Genomic DNA, 15,767 nt, shown 5'->3' with positions numbered 1-15,767 from the left:
TGACTGGTAACTGCGAGCTGCCAGAAGGCGTTGAAATGGTAATGCCAGGTGACAACATTCAGATGACTGTTACCCTGATCAAAACCATCGCGATGGAAGATGGTCTGCGTTTCGCTATCCGTGAAGGTGGTCGTACCGTCGGCGCTGGTGTCGTAGCCAAAATCATCGAGTAAGTGGTTGTAATGTATTTTTCGGGCCGGCATAATGGTCGGCCTGATTTTGTTTTAGGTCAGTAGCTCAATTGGCAGAGCGACGGTCTCCAAAACCGTAGGTTGGGGGTTCGATTCCCTCCTGACCTGCCAGATTCACTTGGTGTGTCTGGCTTTCTTTTCACAGGATCTTCATAGATGACTCCTAAAGCTGAAGCTCAAGGCTCTCGCTTCGATCTACTCAAGTGGCTTGTAGTTGTCGCTTTGGTGGTTGTTGGCGTTGTTGGCAATCAGTATTACTCTGCTTCGCCGATCCTGTACCGTGTACTTGCTTTGCTTGTCATTTCTGCTGTAGCTGCCTTTGTAGGCCTGCAGACTGCGAAGGGCAAGTCTTTCTTTGTACTGGTTAAGGAAGCTCGCACCGAGATTCGTAAAGTCGTTTGGCCAACTCGCCAAGAAACTACGCAGACCACCCTCATTGTGGTGGCTGTTGTTCTGGTTATGGCGTTGCTGTTGTGGGGGCTTGATTCCCTGCTCGGCTGGCTTGTTTCCTTGATTGTCGGCTAAGGGTGTCCCGTGGCTAAGCGTTGGTATGTTGTGCATGCTTACTCGGGTTACGAGAAGCATGTGATGCGCTCGCTGATCGAGCGCGTAAAGCTGGCTGGCATGGAAGATGGCTTCGGCGAGATTCTGGTTCCCACTGAAGAAGTGGTTGAGATGCGTAATGGCCAGAAGCGCAAAAGCGAACGTAAGTTCTTTCCGGGCTATGTGCTGGTCCAAATGGATATGAATGAGGGTACTTGGCACTTGGTCAAGGATACTCCTCGGGTGATGGGTTTCATTGGCGGTACTGCCGATAAGCCTGCGCCAATCACCGATAAAGAGGCGGAAGCAATTCTGCGTCGTGTTGCTGATGGTAGCGACAAGCCTAAGCCGAAGACTCTCTTCGAGCCAGGTGAAACGGTGCGAGTCAATGACGGTCCATTTGCTGATTTCAATGGCGTTGTTGAAGAAGTTAACTACGAAAAGAGCCGGATCCAAGTGGCAGTGCTCATTTTCGGTCGCTCTACTCCGGTAGAGTTGGAGTTCAGTCAGGTCGAAAAGGTCTAGCTGAGCAAGCATCCCAACCCCGCAGCCCTAGGCTGTGGGGTTTTGTCGTCACTGGGATAAACGCGCAAGTAACCGGGGAGCCTTCCGAGGCGTTCGAACCCGTAATTGGAGTGCCTCATGGCCAAAAAAATTACCGCTTACATCAAGCTGCAAGTGAAGGCCGCTCAGGCTAACCCAAGTCCACCTGTTGGTCCTGCTCTGGGTCAGCATGGCGTGAACATCATGGAATTCTGCAAGGCTTTCAACGCCCGTACTCAGGGTCTTGAAGCGGGTCTGCCGACTCCAGTGATCATTACTGTCTACAGCGACCGTAGTTTCACTTTCGAAACCAAATCCACCCCTGCTTCGGTTCTGCTGAAGAAGGCGGCAGGTCTGACCAGCGGTTCCGCTCGTCCGAACACCGTTAAGGTTGGCACTGTTACCCGTGCTCAGCTGGAAGAAATCGCGAAAACCAAAAACGCGGATCTGACTGCAGCTGATATGGATGCAGCCGTGCGTACTATCGCCGGTTCTGCTCGTAGCATGGGCCTTAACGTGGAGGGTGTGTAATGGCTAAGCTGACCAAGCGTCAAAAGGCTATCGCCGGCAAAATCGAAGCAGGCAAGGCCTACAACATTGTAGATGCCGCCGCTCTGCTGGCTGAGCTGTCGACTGTCAAGTTCAGCGAGTCGTTCGACGTTGCTGTAAACCTGGGTGTTGACCCGCGTAAATCTGACCAGGTTGTTCGTAGCGCTACTGTGCTGCCACACGGCACTGGCAAGACCGTTCGCGTTGCTGTGTTCACCCAGGGGCCAGCTGCTGAGGCCGCTCTGGCTGCCGGCGCTGACCGTGTAGGTATGGACGACCTGGCTGCCGAAATGAAAGGCGGCGACCTGAACTATGACGTAGTTATCGCATCCCCGGATGCAATGCGCGTTGTAGGCCAGTTGGGTCAGATTCTCGGTCCACGTGGTCTGATGCCTAACCCGAAAGTCGGCACCGTAACTCCAGACGTAGCTAACGCGGTAAAAAACGCCAAGGCTGGTCAGGTTCGTTATCGCACCGATAAAAACGGCATCATCCACACTTCCGTTGGCAAGATTGGCTTCGACGCCGTCAAGCTGAAGGAAAACGTTGAAGCGCTGATCGCTGATCTGAAGCGTATCAAGCCAGCTTCCTCGAAAGGTATTTACGTCAAGCGCGTTACTCTGAGCACCACTATGGGCCCAGGTTTGGTCATCGACCAGAGCTCGCTGGACGCGTAAGACACAGGTTGGCGCTCTCGTAGCGCCAATTGAAAGATTGGGGTCCCTGCCTGGCGGGGGCTATCCAAGACCGTAGGCGGCGCAAGCCTTAAACCATCAGCCTACGCAGATGGTGCTCCCGGTTCCTTACCGAATCAGACACCAAAACGACATCCGGTTTCGACCAGGTGAAACGGTAACAAGCAGGAGTTAAACCCGTGGCAATTAATCTCGAAGACAAGAAGGCCATCGTCGCTGAAGTCAACGAGGCTGCCAAAGTCGCTCTGTCCGCTGTCGTGGTTGATGCACGTGGCGTAACAGTAGGCGCAATGACCGGACTCCGTAAAGAGGCTCGTGAAGCTGGCGTTTACGTACGTGTTGTACGTAACACCCTGCTCAAGCGCGCTGTTGCTGACACTCAATACAGTGTCCTCAATGACGTGTTCACCGGCCCGACCCTGATTGCATTCTCGAACGAACATCCGGGCGCTGCTGCCCGCATCTTCAAAGAGTTTGCCAAGGGTCAGGACAAGTTCGAGATCAAGGCAGCTGCGTTCGAGGGCAAGTTCCTCGCAGCTAATCAGATCGACGTGCTGGCAACTCTGCCGACCCGTGACGAAGCAATTTCTCAGTTGATGAGCGTGATTCAAGGCGCTACCAGCAAATTGGCTCGTACTCTGGCGGCAATTCGCGACCAGAAAGAAGCTGCCGCAGCCTAAGGCTCGTCAACTTTTCGCGTTTTTTGTTTATTTCGATGGTCGCGTAGGCCGTCCCCCAATTCAGGAATTGAGTCATGTCTCTGACTAACGAACAAATCATCGAAGCAATCGGCCAGAAATCCGTAGTGGAAATCGTTGAGCTGATCAAAGCGATGGAAGAAACCTTCGGTGTTACCGCTGCTGCTGCTTCGGCTGGTCCAGCTGCTGCTGCCGCTGTTGTTGAAGAGCAAACCGAGTTCAACGTTGTTCTGCTGGAAGCTGGCGAGAAGAAGGTTAACGTGATCAAGGCAGTTCGCGAACTGACCGGTCTGGGCCTGAAAGAAGCCAAAGAGAAAGTAGACGGCGCTCCTCAGGTTGTAGCTGAAGGCGTTTCGAAAGAAGCTGCTGAAGACGCCAAGAAGAAGCTGGAAGAAGCAGGCGCTAAAGTCGAGCTGAAGTAAGCATCGACTTTGCTCCTCCAGCCCGAGCGTCAAGCGACAGGCTGATGGCTGGTGGCTCTTGCCACCGGCCTTTTTCCGTTATTGGCAGCCGACTGGGTCGGTGCTGATAAGGGCGCTGTAACCACCCGATGTGGTGGAGCAAACCATGGGGTTTGCACGATTTTCTGGCTGCTCCCGTCGGGAGGGGCCAAACAAGCAGGTGACCAAGCTGGGGAACGCTGATGGCTTACTCATATACTGAGAAAAAACGTATCCGCAAGGACTTTAGCAAGTTGCCGGACGTCATGGATGTGCCTTACCTCCTGGCCATCCAGCTGGATTCGTATCGTGAATTCTTGCAAGCGGGAGCGACTAAAGATCAGTTCCGCGACGTGGGCCTGCATGCGGCCTTCAAATCCGTTTTCCCGATCATCAGCTACTCCGGCAATGCTGCGCTGGAGTACGTCGGTTATCGCCTGGGCGAACCGGCATTTGATGTCAAAGAATGCGTATTGCGCGGTGTAACTTTCGCCGTACCTTTGCGGGTAAAAGTGCGCCTGATCATTTTCGACAAAGAGTCGTCGAACAAAGCGATCAAGGACATCAAAGAGCAAGAAGTCTACATGGGTGAAATTCCCCTGATGACTGAGAACGGTACCTTCGTAATCAACGGTACCGAGCGTGTTATCGTTTCCCAGCTGCACCGTTCCCCGGGCGTGTTCTTCGACCACGACCGCGGCAAGACGCACAGCTCCGGCAAACTGCTGTACTCCGCGCGCATCATTCCGTACCGCGGCTCGTGGCTGGACTTCGAGTTCGACCCGAAAGACTGCGTATTCGTGCGTATCGATCGTCGTCGCAAGCTGCCAGCATCGGTACTGCTGCGCGCGCTCGGCTATACCACTGAAGAAGTGCTGGACGCGTTCTACACCACCAACGTCTTCCACCTGAGCGGCGAAACCCTCAGCCTGGAACTGGTGCCATCGCGCCTGCGTGGTGAAATTGCGGTTCTGGATATTCAGGACGAGAAGGGCAAGGTCATTGTTGAAGCGGGCCGCCGTATCACCGCGCGCCACATCAACCAGATCGAAAAAGCTGGCATCAAGACCCTGGAAGTACCTCTGGACTACGTTCTGGGCCGTACTACCGCCAAGGTGATCGTGCACCCGGCTACCGGCGAAATCCTGGCAGAGTGCAACACCGAGCTGAACACCGAAGTCCTGGCAAAAATTGCCAAGGCTGGCGTTGTTCGTATCGAGACTCTGTACACCAACGACATCGATTGCGGTCCGTTCGTCTCCGACACGCTGAAGATCGACTCCACCAGCAACCAATTGGAAGCGCTGGTCGAGATCTATCGCATGATGCGTCCAGGCGAGCCGCCAACCAAAGACGCTGCCGAAACCCTGTTCAACAACCTGTTCTTCAGCCCTGAGCGCTATGACCTGTCTGCGGTCGGCCGGATGAAGTTCAACCGTCGTATCGGTCGTACCGAGATCGAAGGTTCGGGCGTGCTGTGCAAGGAAGACATCGTCGCGGTACTGAAGACCCTGGTCGACATCCGTAACGGTAAAGGCATCGTCGATGACATCGACCACCTGGGTAACCGTCGTGTTCGCTGCGTAGGCGAAATGGCCGAGAACCAGTTCCGCGTTGGCCTGGTACGTGTTGAGCGTGCGGTCAAAGAGCGTCTGTCGATGGCTGAAAGCGAAGGCCTGATGCCGCAAGACCTGATCAACGCCAAGCCAGTGGCTGCGGCGGTGAAAGAGTTCTTCGGTTCCAGCCAGCTCTCGCAGTTCATGGACCAGAACAACCCGCTGTCCGAGATCACCCACAAGCGTCGCGTCTCTGCACTCGGCCCTGGCGGTCTGACTCGTGAGCGCGCTGGTTTTGAAGTCCGTGACGTACACCCGACTCACTACGGTCGTGTATGCCCGATTGAAACGCCGGAAGGTCCGAACATCGGTCTGATCAACTCCCTGGCTGCCTACGCTCGCACTAACCAGTACGGCTTCCTGGAAAGCCCGTACCGCGTGGTGAAAGAGGGTGTGGTCACCGACGAGATCGTGTTCCTGTCCGCTATTGAAGAGGCCGATCACGTGATCGCGCAGGCTTCGGCGACCATGAACGACCAGAAAGTCCTGATCGACGAACTGGTAGCCGTGCGTCACCTGAACGAATTCACCGTCAAGGCGCCTGAAGAAGTCACCTTGATGGACGTTTCGCCGAAGCAGGTAGTTTCGGTTGCTGCGTCGCTGATTCCGTTCCTCGAGCACGACGACGCCAACCGTGCGTTGATGGGTTCGAACATGCAGCGTCAAGCTGTACCAACCCTGCGCGCTGACAAGCCGCTGGTAGGTACCGGCATGGAGCGTAACGTAGCCCGTGACTCCGGCGTTTGCGTCGTGGCTCGTCGTGGCGGCGTGATCGACTCCGTCGACGCAAGCCGTATTGTGGTTCGTGTTGCTGATGATGAAGTTGAAACCGGCGAAGCTGGTGTCGACATCTACAACCTGACCAAATACACCCGCTCGAACCAGAACACCTGCATCAACCAGCGTCCGCTGGTGAGCAAGGGTGATCGCGTTCAGCGTAGCGACATCATGGCCGACGGCCCGTCCACCGACATGGGTGAACTGGCGCTGGGGCAGAACATGCGTATCGCGTTCATGGCATGGAACGGCTTCAACTTCGAAGACTCCATCTGCCTGTCCGAGCGTGTAGTTCAGGAAGACCGTTTCACCACGATCCACATTCAGGAACTGACCTGTGTGGCCCGTGACACCAAGCTTGGCCCAGAGGAAATCACTGCGGACATCCCTAACGTGGGTGAAGCTGCACTGAACAAACTGGACGAAGCCGGTATCGTTTATGTAGGTGCTGAGGTTGGCGCAGGCGACATCCTCGTGGGCAAGGTCACTCCGAAAGGCGAGACCCAGCTGACTCCGGAAGAAAAACTGCTGCGTGCAATCTTCGGTGAAAAAGCCAGCGATGTTAAAGACACCTCCCTGCGTGTACCTACCGGTACCAAAGGTACTGTCATCGACGTACAGGTCTTCACTCGCGACGGCGTTGAGCGTGATGCTCGTGCTCTGTCGATCGAGAAGTCCCAGCTGGACGAGATCCGCAAGGATCTGAACGAAGAGTTCCGTATCGTTGAAGGCGCGACTTTCGAACGTCTGCGTTCCGCACTGGTAGGCCACAAGGCTGAAGGCGGCGCAGGTCTGAAGAAAGGTCAGGACATCACCGACGAAGTTCTCGACGGTCTTGAGCATGGTCAGTGGTTCAAACTGCGCATGGCTGAAGATGCTCTGAACGAGCAGCTCGAGAAGGCTCAGGCCTACATCGTTGATCGCCGCCGTCTGCTGGACGACAAGTTCGAAGACAAGAAGCGCAAACTGCAGCAGGGCGATGACCTGGCTCCAGGCGTGCTGAAAATCGTCAAGGTTTACCTGGCAATCCGTCGTCGCATCCAGCCGGGCGACAAGATGGCCGGTCGTCACGGTAACAAGGGTGTGGTCTCCGTGATCATGCCGGTTGAAGACATGCCGCACGATGCCAATGGCACCCCGGTCGACGTGGTCCTCAACCCGCTGGGCGTACCTTCGCGTATGAACGTTGGTCAGATCCTTGAAACCCACTTGGGCCTCGCGGCCAAAGGTCTGGGCGAGAAGATCAACCGGATGGTCGAAGAGCAGCGTAAAGTCGCTGAACTGCGCACCTTCCTGGACGAGATCTACAACCAGATCGGCGGTCGTAACGAAGATCTGGACAGCTTCTCCGATCAGGAAATCCTGGATCTGGCGAAGAACCTGCGTGGCGGTGTTCCAATGGCCACCCCGGTGTTCGACGGCGCCAAGGAAAGCGAAATCAAGGCCATGCTGAAACTGGCAGACCTGCCGGAAAGCGGCCAGATGCAGCTGACTGACGGCCGTACCGGCAACAAGTTCGAGCGTCCAGTTACCGTTGGCTACATGTACATGCTGAAGCTGAACCACTTGGTAGACGACAAGATGCACGCGCGTTCTACCGGTTCGTACAGCCTGGTTACCCAGCAGCCGCTGGGTGGTAAGGCGCAGTTCGGTGGTCAGCGTTTCGGGGAGATGGAGGTCTGGGCACTGGAAGCATACGGTGCTGCTTACACTCTGCAAGAAATGCTCACAGTGAAGTCGGACGATGTGAACGGCCGTACCAAGATGTACAAAAACATCGTGGATGGCGATCACCGTATGGAGCCGGGCATGCCCGAGTCCTTCAACGTGTTGATCAAGGAAATTCGTTCCCTCGGCATCGATATCGATCTGGAAACCGAATAACACGTGACGCGAATCGAGAGCGGGGCAGGATTGCCCGCTCTCTGCTCCGCCAGGAGGAAAGGCCTTGAAAGACCTACTGAATTTGCTGAAAAACCAGGGTCAAGTCGAAGAGTTCGACGCCATCCGTATCGGATTGGCCTCGCCTGAGATGATCCGCTCGTGGTCGTTCGGTGAAGTTAAAAAGCCGGAAACCATTAACTACCGTACGTTCAAACCTGAGCGTGACGGTCTGTTCTGCGCCAAGATCTTTGGCCCGGTAAAGGATTACGAGTGCCTGTGCGGTAAGTACAAGCGCTTGAAGCACCGTGGTGTGATCTGCGAGAAGTGCGGCGTTGAAGTTGCACTGGCCAAGGTTCGTCGTGAGCGCATGGCGCACATCGAACTGGCTTCGCCGGTTGCCCACATCTGGTTCCTGAAATCGCTGCCGTCCCGTATCGGCCTGCTGATGGACATGACCCTGCGTGATATCGAACGCGTTCTCTACTTCGAGAGCTATGTCGTTATCGATCCAGGCATGACCACCCTTGAAAAAGGTCAGCTGCTGAACGACGAGCAGTACTTCGAAGCGCTGGAAGAGTTCGGTGATGACTTCGACGCCCGCATGGGTGCTGAAGCTGTCCGTGAACTGCTGCACGCTATCGACCTGGAACACGAGATTGGCCGTCTGCGTGAAGAGATTCCGCAAACCAACTCCGAAACCAAGATCAAGAAGCTGTCCAAACGTCTGAAGTTGATGGAAGCCTTCCAGGGTTCCGGCAACCTGCCAGAGTGGATGGTGCTGACCGTTCTGCCGGTTCTGCCGCCAGATCTGCGTCCACTGGTCCCGCTGGATGGCGGTCGTTTCGCGACTTCCGACCTCAACGATCTGTATCGTCGAGTGATCAACCGTAACAACCGTTTGAAGCGCCTGCTGGATCTGTCCGCCCCGGACATCATTGTGCGCAACGAAAAGCGTATGTTGCAGGAAGCTGTCGATGCTCTGCTCGACAACGGTCGTCGTGGCCGCGCTATCACTGGTTCGAACAAGCGTCCTCTGAAATCCCTGGCTGACATGATCAAGGGTAAGCAGGGTCGTTTCCGTCAGAACTTGCTTGGTAAGCGTGTTGACTACTCCGGTCGTTCGGTAATTACCGTAGGCCCGACCCTGCGTCTGCATCAGTGCGGTTTGCCGAAGAAGATGGCTCTCGAACTGTTCAAACCGTTCATTTTCGGCAAGCTCGAAATGCGTGGTCTCGCGACCACCATCAAAGCGGCCAAGAAAATGGTCGAGCGCGAACTGCCAGAGGTTTGGGACGTTCTCGCTGAAGTGATTCGCGAACACCCGGTTCTTCTCAACCGTGCACCGACCCTTCACCGTCTGGGTATCCAGGCGTTTGAACCAGTACTGATCGAAGGTAAGGCTATCCAGCTGCACCCTCTGGTCTGCGCCGCGTACAACGCCGACTTCGACGGCGACCAAATGGCCGTGCACGTACCGCTGACGCTGGAAGCCCAGCTCGAAGCGCGTGCGTTGATGATGTCGACCAACAACATTCTGTCGCCAGCCAACGGTGAGCCAATCATCGTTCCGTCGCAGGACGTTGTATTGGGTCTGTACTACATGACTCGTGAAGCGATCAACGCCAAAGGCGAAGGTCGTGTATTCGCGGATCTGCAGGAAGTTGACCGTGTGTTCCGTGCCGGCGAAGCCGCACTGCACGCCAAGGTTAAAGTACGTATCAACGAAACCGTCAACGACCGTGACGGCAACAGCGTGAGCGGTACCCGTATCGTCGACACCACTGTCGGCCGTGCGCTGCTGTTCCAGGTTGTGCCAAAAGGTCTGTCGTTTGATGTCGTCAACCTGCCGATGAAGAAAAAGGCGATCTCCAAGCTGATCAACCAGTGCTACCGCGTGGTTGGTCTGAAAGAGACCGTGATCTTCGCTGACCAGTTGATGTACACCGGTTTCGCTTACTCGACCATCTCCGGCGTTTCCATCGGTGTTAACGACTTCGTTATCCCGGACGAGAAAGCCCGCATCATCGGTGCTGCCACCGACGAAGTGAAAGAGATCGAGAGCCAGTACGCCTCCGGCCTGGTAACCCAGGGCGAGAAGTACAACAAGGTGATCGACCTTTGGTCGAAAGCGAACGACGAAGTTTCCAAGGCTATGATGGCCAACCTCTCGAAAGAGAAGGTTATCGACCGTCATGGCGTTGAAGTCGACCAAGAGTCTTTCAACTCGATGTACATGATGGCCGACTCGGGTGCGCGGGGTTCCGCAGCACAGATTCGTCAGCTGGCCGGTATGCGTGGTCTGATGGCCAAGCCCGACGGTTCCATCATTGAAACGCCGATTACTGCGAACTTCCGTGAAGGTTTGAGCGTACTTCAGTACTTCATCTCGACTCACGGTGCTCGTAAAGGTCTGGCGGATACCGCGTTGAAAACTGCGAACTCCGGTTACCTGACTCGTCGTCTGGTAGACGTGGCGCAGGATCTGGTTGTAACCGAGATCGATTGCGGCACCGAACACGGTCTGCTGATGACTCCGCACATTGAAGGCGGTGACGTTGTAGAGCCGTTGGGTGAGCGCGTATTGGGTCGTGTTATTGCCCGTGACGTATTCAAGCCAGGTACCGAGGACGTTATCGTTCCTGCCGGCACTCTGGTAGACGAGAAGTGGGTTGAGTTCATCGAGCTGAACAGCATCGACGAAGTGATCGTGCGTTCGCCGATCAGTTGCGAAACCCGCTATGGCATTTGCGCCAAGTGTTACGGCCGTGATCTGGCTCGTGGTCACCAGGTGAACATCGGTGAAGCGGTCGGCGTTATCGCTGCCCAGTCCATCGGTGAGCCGGGTACCCAGCTGACGATGCGTACGTTCCACATCGGTGGTGCGGCAAGCCGTACTTCCGCTGCCGACAGCGTTCAGGTGAAGAATGGCGGTACCGTCCGTCTGCACAACCTGAAGCACGTTGAGCGGGTGGATGGCCACCTGGTTGCTGTGTCCCGTTCCGGTGAGCTGGCAATCGCTGATGACTTCGGTCGTGAGCGCGAGCGCTACAAGCTGCCGTACGGTGCCGTGATTTCGGTTAAAGAAGGTGACAAGGTCGACGCTGGCGCAATCGTGGCCAAGTGGGATCCGCACACTCACCCGATCGTTACCGAAATGAAAGGTACCGTGACCTACGTGGGCATGGAAGAAGGCATCACGATCAAGCGTCAGACTGACGAATTGACCGGTATGACCAACATTGAAGTACTCGACGCGAAAGATCGTCCAGCTGCCGGTAAGGAAATCCGCCCAGCAGTGAAGATGGTTGACGACAACGGCAAGGATCTGTTGCTGCCAGGCACTGACGTTATCGCTCAGTACTTCCTGCCAGCCAACGCCCTGGTCGGTGTGGCTGACGGTGCGAAGATTGCGATCGGTGATGTTATCGCTCGTATCCCGCAAGAAACTTCGAAGACCCGCGACATCACCGGTGGTCTGCCGCGTGTTGCCGACTTGTTCGAAGCTCGTCGTCCGAAAGAGGCGTCGATTCTGGCTGAAGTCAGCGGCACCATCGCGTTCGGTAAAGAAACCAAAGGCAAGCGCCGTCTGGTTATTACCCCGAACGACGGTAGCGATCCGTATGAAGAGCTGATTCCGAAGTGGCGTCACCTGAACGTGTTCGAAGGCGAACAGGTAAACCGCGGCGAAGTTATCTCCGACGGTCCAAGCGATCCGCACGACATCCTGCGTTTGCTGGGTGTGAGCGCGCTGGCCAAGTACATCGTCAACGAGATCCAGGACGTTTACCGTCTGCAAGGCGTGAAGATCAACGATAAGCACATCGAGACCATCCTGCGTCAGATGCTGCGTAAAGTTGAGATCTCCGAGTCCGGCGATTCCAGCTTCATCAAGGGCGACCAGATGGAACTGACTCACGTACTGGTAGAGAACGAGCGTCTGGGCGCGGAAGACAAGTTTGTCTCCAAGTTCACTCGCGTTCTGCTGGGTATCACCAAGGCGTCGTTGTCCACCGAATCGTTCATCTCGGCGGCTTCCTTCCAGGAAACCACCCGTGTACTGACCGAAGCGGCAGTCACCGGCAAGCGCGATTACCTGCGCGGCCTGAAAGAAAACGTAGTCGTGGGTCGTCTGATCCCGGCTGGTACCGGTCTGGCGTATCACAGCGAGCGTAAGCGTCGTCGTGATGCTGACAAGCCGTTGCGCGTAAGCGCCAGTGAAGTGGAAGCTGCACTGACCGAAGCGCTGAACTCGAGCGGTAACTGAGTTCTGCGGTAAATGAGCTGAGGCCCTGATCGCTCCGTTCGTCGAATCGAGACATATTGTCAAGGTCCGACGGGCGGGGAGGTCGGGGCCTTGCCTTGACTGGGGGCAAGATCCTCTTTAGACTCTTGATCCCCTAAATTTGGCGGGAATTCGTTCCTGCCATTTTGCTTTTCTTGCAAGACAATAGCGTCGCAAGACAACAGTGGAGCTAGTAGATGGCAACTATCAACCAGCTGGTACGTCAGCCGCGTAAGCGTATCGTCGAGAAATCCGACGTGCCTGCGCTGCAGAACTGCCCGCAACGTCGTGGCGTGTGCACCCGTGTGTACACCACTACGCCGAAAAAACCTAACTCGGCACTGCGTAAAGTATGCCGTGTGCGCCTGACCAACGGTTTCGAGGTTTCCTCGTACATCGGTGGTGAAGGTCACAACCTGCAAGAGCACAGCGTGGTACTGATCCGCGGCGGTCGTGTAAAAGACTTGCCAGGTGTTCGTTACCACACCGTTCGCGGCTCCTTGGATACTTCCGGCGTTAAAGGCCGTAACCAGGGTCGTTCGAAGTACGGTACCAAGCGTCCGAAGTAATCGGCCGTTTTGCAGATTTTCATTTTATTGAGTCGATAAGAGTAAGGTCGGGCGCGCATCCATTGGATCTGTCCCGAGCTAACCTGAAGACCGCTTGAGGGCTTATCATGCCAAGACGTCGCGTAGCAGCAAAGCGTGAGATTCTGGACGATCCGAAATACGGAAGCCAGATCCTCGCCAAATTCATGAACCACGTTATGGAAAGCGGCAAGAAAGCCGTTGCCGAGCGTATCGTTTATGGTGCCCTGGAAACCGTTGCGACCCGTAAGGCTGGCACCGATCCCCTGGAACTCTTCGAAAAAGCACTCGACGCCATCGCTCCGCTGGTCGAAGTGAAGTCGCGCCGCGTTGGTGGTGCTACTTACCAGGTTCCGGTCGAGGTTCGTCCTTCCCGTCGTAACGCTCTGGCAATGCGCTGGTTGGTAGACTTCGCCCGTAAGCGTGGCGAGAAGTCTATGGCTCTGCGTTTGGCTGGCGAACTGCTGGATGCTGCTGAAGGCAAAGGTGCTGCTGTTAAGAAGCGTGAAGACGTGCACCGTATGGCTGAAGCCAACAAAGCTTTCTCGCACTACCGCTTCTAATTTTAGCTTCACTAATTTTGCGAGGGCTTTATGGCTCGTACTACTCCGATTGGCCGCTACCGTAACATCGGTATCGTCGCTCACGTGGATGCTGGTAAAACTACCACCACCGAGCGCGTCCTTTTTTACACCGGCAAAAGTCACAAAATGGGCGAGGTGCATGATGGCGCCGCGACCACAGACTGGATGGTGCAGGAGCAGGAGCGTGGTATTACCATTACTTCTGCTGCTATTACCGCCTTCTGGAAAGGTTCCGAGAAGCAGTACCCGCATGAGCACCGCTTCAACGTAATCGATACCCCGGGCCACGTAGACTTCACCATTGAAGTTGAGCGTTCCCTGCGTGTACTCGACGGCGCTGTCGTTGTGTTCTGTGGTACTTCGGGTGTTGAACCGCAGTCGGAAACCGTATGGCGTCAAGCCAACAAATACGGCGTTCCACGTCTTGTTTACGTAAACAAGATGGACCGTGCTGGTGCCAACTTCCTGCGCGTGATCGGTCAGATCAAGCAGCGTCTGGGTCACACTCCGGTGCCGATCCAGTTGGCTATCGGTTCCGAAGACAACTTCCAGGGTCAGATCGATCTGATCAACATGCAAGCTGTCTACTGGAACGACTCTGATAAAGGTATGGTCCCTGTTCGCAAGGACATTCCTGCTGAGCTCCAAGAGCTGGCTGATGAGTGGCGCAACAACATGGTTGAGGCTGCTGCTGAAGCCAGCGAAGAGCTGATGAACAAGTACCTGGAAGGTGAAGAGCTGTCGATCGAAGAGATCAAAGCTGCTTTGCGTCAGCGTACTATCGCCGGCGAAATCGTTCTGGCTGTTTGCGGTTCTTCGTTCAAGAACAAGGGCGTTCCCCTGGTTCTCGACGCCGTTATCGACTTCTTGCCTGCTCCTACCGATATTCCTGCTATCAAGGGCTCCAATCCTGATAACGAGGAAGAGGAAATGGAGCGTCACGCAAGTGATGACGAGCCGTTTGCTGCTCTGGCGTTCAAAATCGCTACCGACCCATTCGTGGGTACCTTGACCTTCGTCCGTGTTTACTCGGGCGTGTTGAACTCCGGCGACGGCGTAATCAACTCGGTTAAAGGCAAGAAAGAGCGCGTGGGTCGTATGGTGCAAATGCACGCAAACGCCCGTGAAGAGATCAAGGAAGTGCGCGCTGGCGACATCGCGGCCCTGATCGGCATGAAGGACGTCACCACTGGTGAAACCCTCTGCAACGCTGACAAGCCAATCATTCTGGTTCGCATGGACTTCCCGGAGCCGGTTATTTCGGTTGCCGTAGAGCCTAAGACCAAGGATGACCAGGAAAAAATGGGTATCGCTCTGGGCAAACTTGCTCAGGAAGACCCGTCTTTCCGCGTTAAAACTGATGAAGAGACTGGTCAAACGATCATCTCTGGCATGGGCGAGCTGCACCTGGACATCCTGGTTGATCGGATGCGCCGTGAGTTCAACGTCGAAGCCAACATCGGCAAGCCTCAGGTTTCGTATCGTGAGCGCATCACGAAGAACTGTGAAATCGAAGGCAAGTTCGTTCGTCAGTCCGGTGGTCGCGGCCAGTTCGGTCACTGCTGGATTCGTTTTGCTCCTGCTGTCGAAGGTCAGGAAGGTCTGCAATTCGTGAACGAAGTTGTAGGTGGTGTGGTTCCTAAGGAATACATCCCGGCTATCCAGAAGGGTATCGAAGAGCAGATGAAGAACGGCGTTGTTGCCGGCTATCCGCTGATCGGCCTGAAGGCTACCGTGTTCGATGGTTCTTACCACGACGTCGACTCCAACGAGATGGCGTTTAAGGTGGCTGCTTCCATGGCGACCAAGCAACTGGCCCAGAAGGGTGGTGGTGAGTTGCTCGAGCCGATCATGGCGGTAGAGGTTGTTACGCCTGAAGACTATATGGGTGATGTGATGGGCGACCTTAACCGTCGTCGCGGCATGATCCAGGGTATGGAAGACACAGTGTCCGGCAAGGTTATCCGTGCCGAAGTTCCGCTGGGTGAGATGTTCGGTTATGCGACCGATGTTCGTTCCATGTCCCAGGGTCGCGCAAGCTACTCTATGGAATTCAAAAAATACGATACGGCTCCGTCGCACATCGTCGAATCCGTAACCAAAAAACAAGGCTGATTCAGCCCCTTTAGGCTAGGAGTTAATTGTCGTGGCTAAAGAAAAATTTGATCGTTCCCTACCGCACGTCAACGTTGGCACCATCGGTCACGTTGACCACGGTAAAACCACTCTGACTGCTGCTCTGACTCGCGTTTGCTCCGAAGTTTTCGGTTCCGCAATCGTTGACTTCGACAAGATCGACAGCGCACCAGAAGAAAAAGCTCGCGGTATCACCATCAACACCGCTCACGTTGAGTACAACTCGACTATTCGTCACTACG

Annotated in this window: 12 protein-coding genes, 1 tRNA gene and 1 pseudogene; all 14 read left to right on the top strand. The window is 55.3% G+C overall.

Translation table 11 applies throughout. The features are described 5' to 3' along the window. Positions 1-173 (top strand): annotated as a pseudogene (locus tag AACY19_RS26355) (hypothetical protein); the annotation flags it as partial. A gap of 53 nt (positions 174-226) precedes the next feature. Beyond that, positions 227-302 (top strand) — tRNA-Trp (locus tag AACY19_RS26350). Between the two features lie 45 nt (positions 303-347). After that, positions 348-716: a preprotein translocase subunit SecE gene (gene secE, locus AACY19_RS26345; RefSeq protein WP_339454439.1), complete on the top strand. Its 369-nt coding sequence runs from the start codon at positions 348-350 to the stop codon at positions 714-716. Between the two features lie 9 nt (positions 717-725). Next, positions 726-1,259 (top strand): transcription termination/antitermination protein NusG, encoded by a 534-nt coding sequence (nusG, locus tag AACY19_RS26340; protein WP_007957598.1) that lies wholly within the window; start codon positions 726-728, stop codon positions 1,257-1,259. Positions 1,260-1,376: 117 nt separating this feature from the next. Next, positions 1,377-1,808 carry a 50S ribosomal protein L11 gene (gene rplK, locus AACY19_RS26335; RefSeq protein ID WP_003228756.1) on the top strand — a complete coding sequence of 144 codons (432 nt, stop codon included), beginning with the start codon at positions 1,377-1,379 and terminating at the stop codon, positions 1,806-1,808. Then, complete coding sequence (gene rplA / locus AACY19_RS26330; RefSeq protein ID WP_024014523.1) at positions 1,808-2,503, top strand: 50S ribosomal protein L1; 696 nt, start codon at positions 1,808-1,810, stop codon at positions 2,501-2,503. Before rplK ends, rplA begins: the two co-directional genes overlap by 1 nt. 197 nt (positions 2,504-2,700) lie before the next feature. Further along, positions 2,701-3,201 (top strand): 50S ribosomal protein L10, encoded by a 501-nt coding sequence (gene rplJ / locus AACY19_RS26325; RefSeq protein WP_008081912.1) that lies wholly within the window; start codon positions 2,701-2,703, stop codon positions 3,199-3,201. Between the two features lie 74 nt (positions 3,202-3,275). After that, the gene (gene rplL, locus AACY19_RS26320; RefSeq protein ID WP_003228750.1) at positions 3,276-3,641 is read left to right on the top strand and encodes a 50S ribosomal protein L7/L12; all 366 of its coding nucleotides are present in this window, start codon (positions 3,276-3,278) and stop codon (positions 3,639-3,641) included. A 221-nt stretch (positions 3,642-3,862) separates the two neighbouring features. Next, positions 3,863-7,936, top strand: a complete 4,074-nt coding sequence (rpoB, locus tag AACY19_RS26315; protein ID WP_123448314.1) for a DNA-directed RNA polymerase subunit beta — start codon at positions 3,863-3,865, stop codon at positions 7,934-7,936. 64 nt (positions 7,937-8,000) lie between these two features. Next, complete coding sequence (gene rpoC / locus AACY19_RS26310; RefSeq protein WP_339454438.1) at positions 8,001-12,200, top strand: DNA-directed RNA polymerase subunit beta'; 4,200 nt, start codon at positions 8,001-8,003, stop codon at positions 12,198-12,200. Positions 12,201-12,415: 215 nt separating this feature from the next. Continuing rightward, positions 12,416-12,787, top strand: a complete 372-nt coding sequence (rpsL, locus tag AACY19_RS26305; protein WP_003186084.1) for a 30S ribosomal protein S12 — start codon at positions 12,416-12,418, stop codon at positions 12,785-12,787. 107 nt (positions 12,788-12,894) lie between these two features. Beyond that, positions 12,895-13,368, top strand: coding sequence for a 30S ribosomal protein S7 (gene rpsG / locus AACY19_RS26300; RefSeq protein ID WP_007916467.1), 474 nt, complete (start codon positions 12,895-12,897; stop codon positions 13,366-13,368). 30 nt (positions 13,369-13,398) lie between these two features. Beyond that, the gene (fusA, locus tag AACY19_RS26295; protein WP_339454437.1) at positions 13,399-15,504 is read left to right on the top strand and encodes an elongation factor G; all 2,106 of its coding nucleotides are present in this window, start codon (positions 13,399-13,401) and stop codon (positions 15,502-15,504) included. 31 nt (positions 15,505-15,535) lie between these two features. Next, on the top strand, positions 15,536-15,767 hold a 232-nt coding region (locus AACY19_RS26290), incomplete at its 3' end, for a GTP-binding protein (protein ID WP_339454436.1).

Origin of the sequence: Pseudomonas sp. EA_5y_Pfl2_R50, from assembly GCF_963970475.1 — a bacterium.
GTDB lineage: Bacteria > Pseudomonadota > Gammaproteobacteria > Pseudomonadales > Pseudomonadaceae > Aquipseudomonas.
Note: the sequence above shows the minus strand (reverse complement) of the source record. Positions and strands in the feature narration are given on the sequence as shown.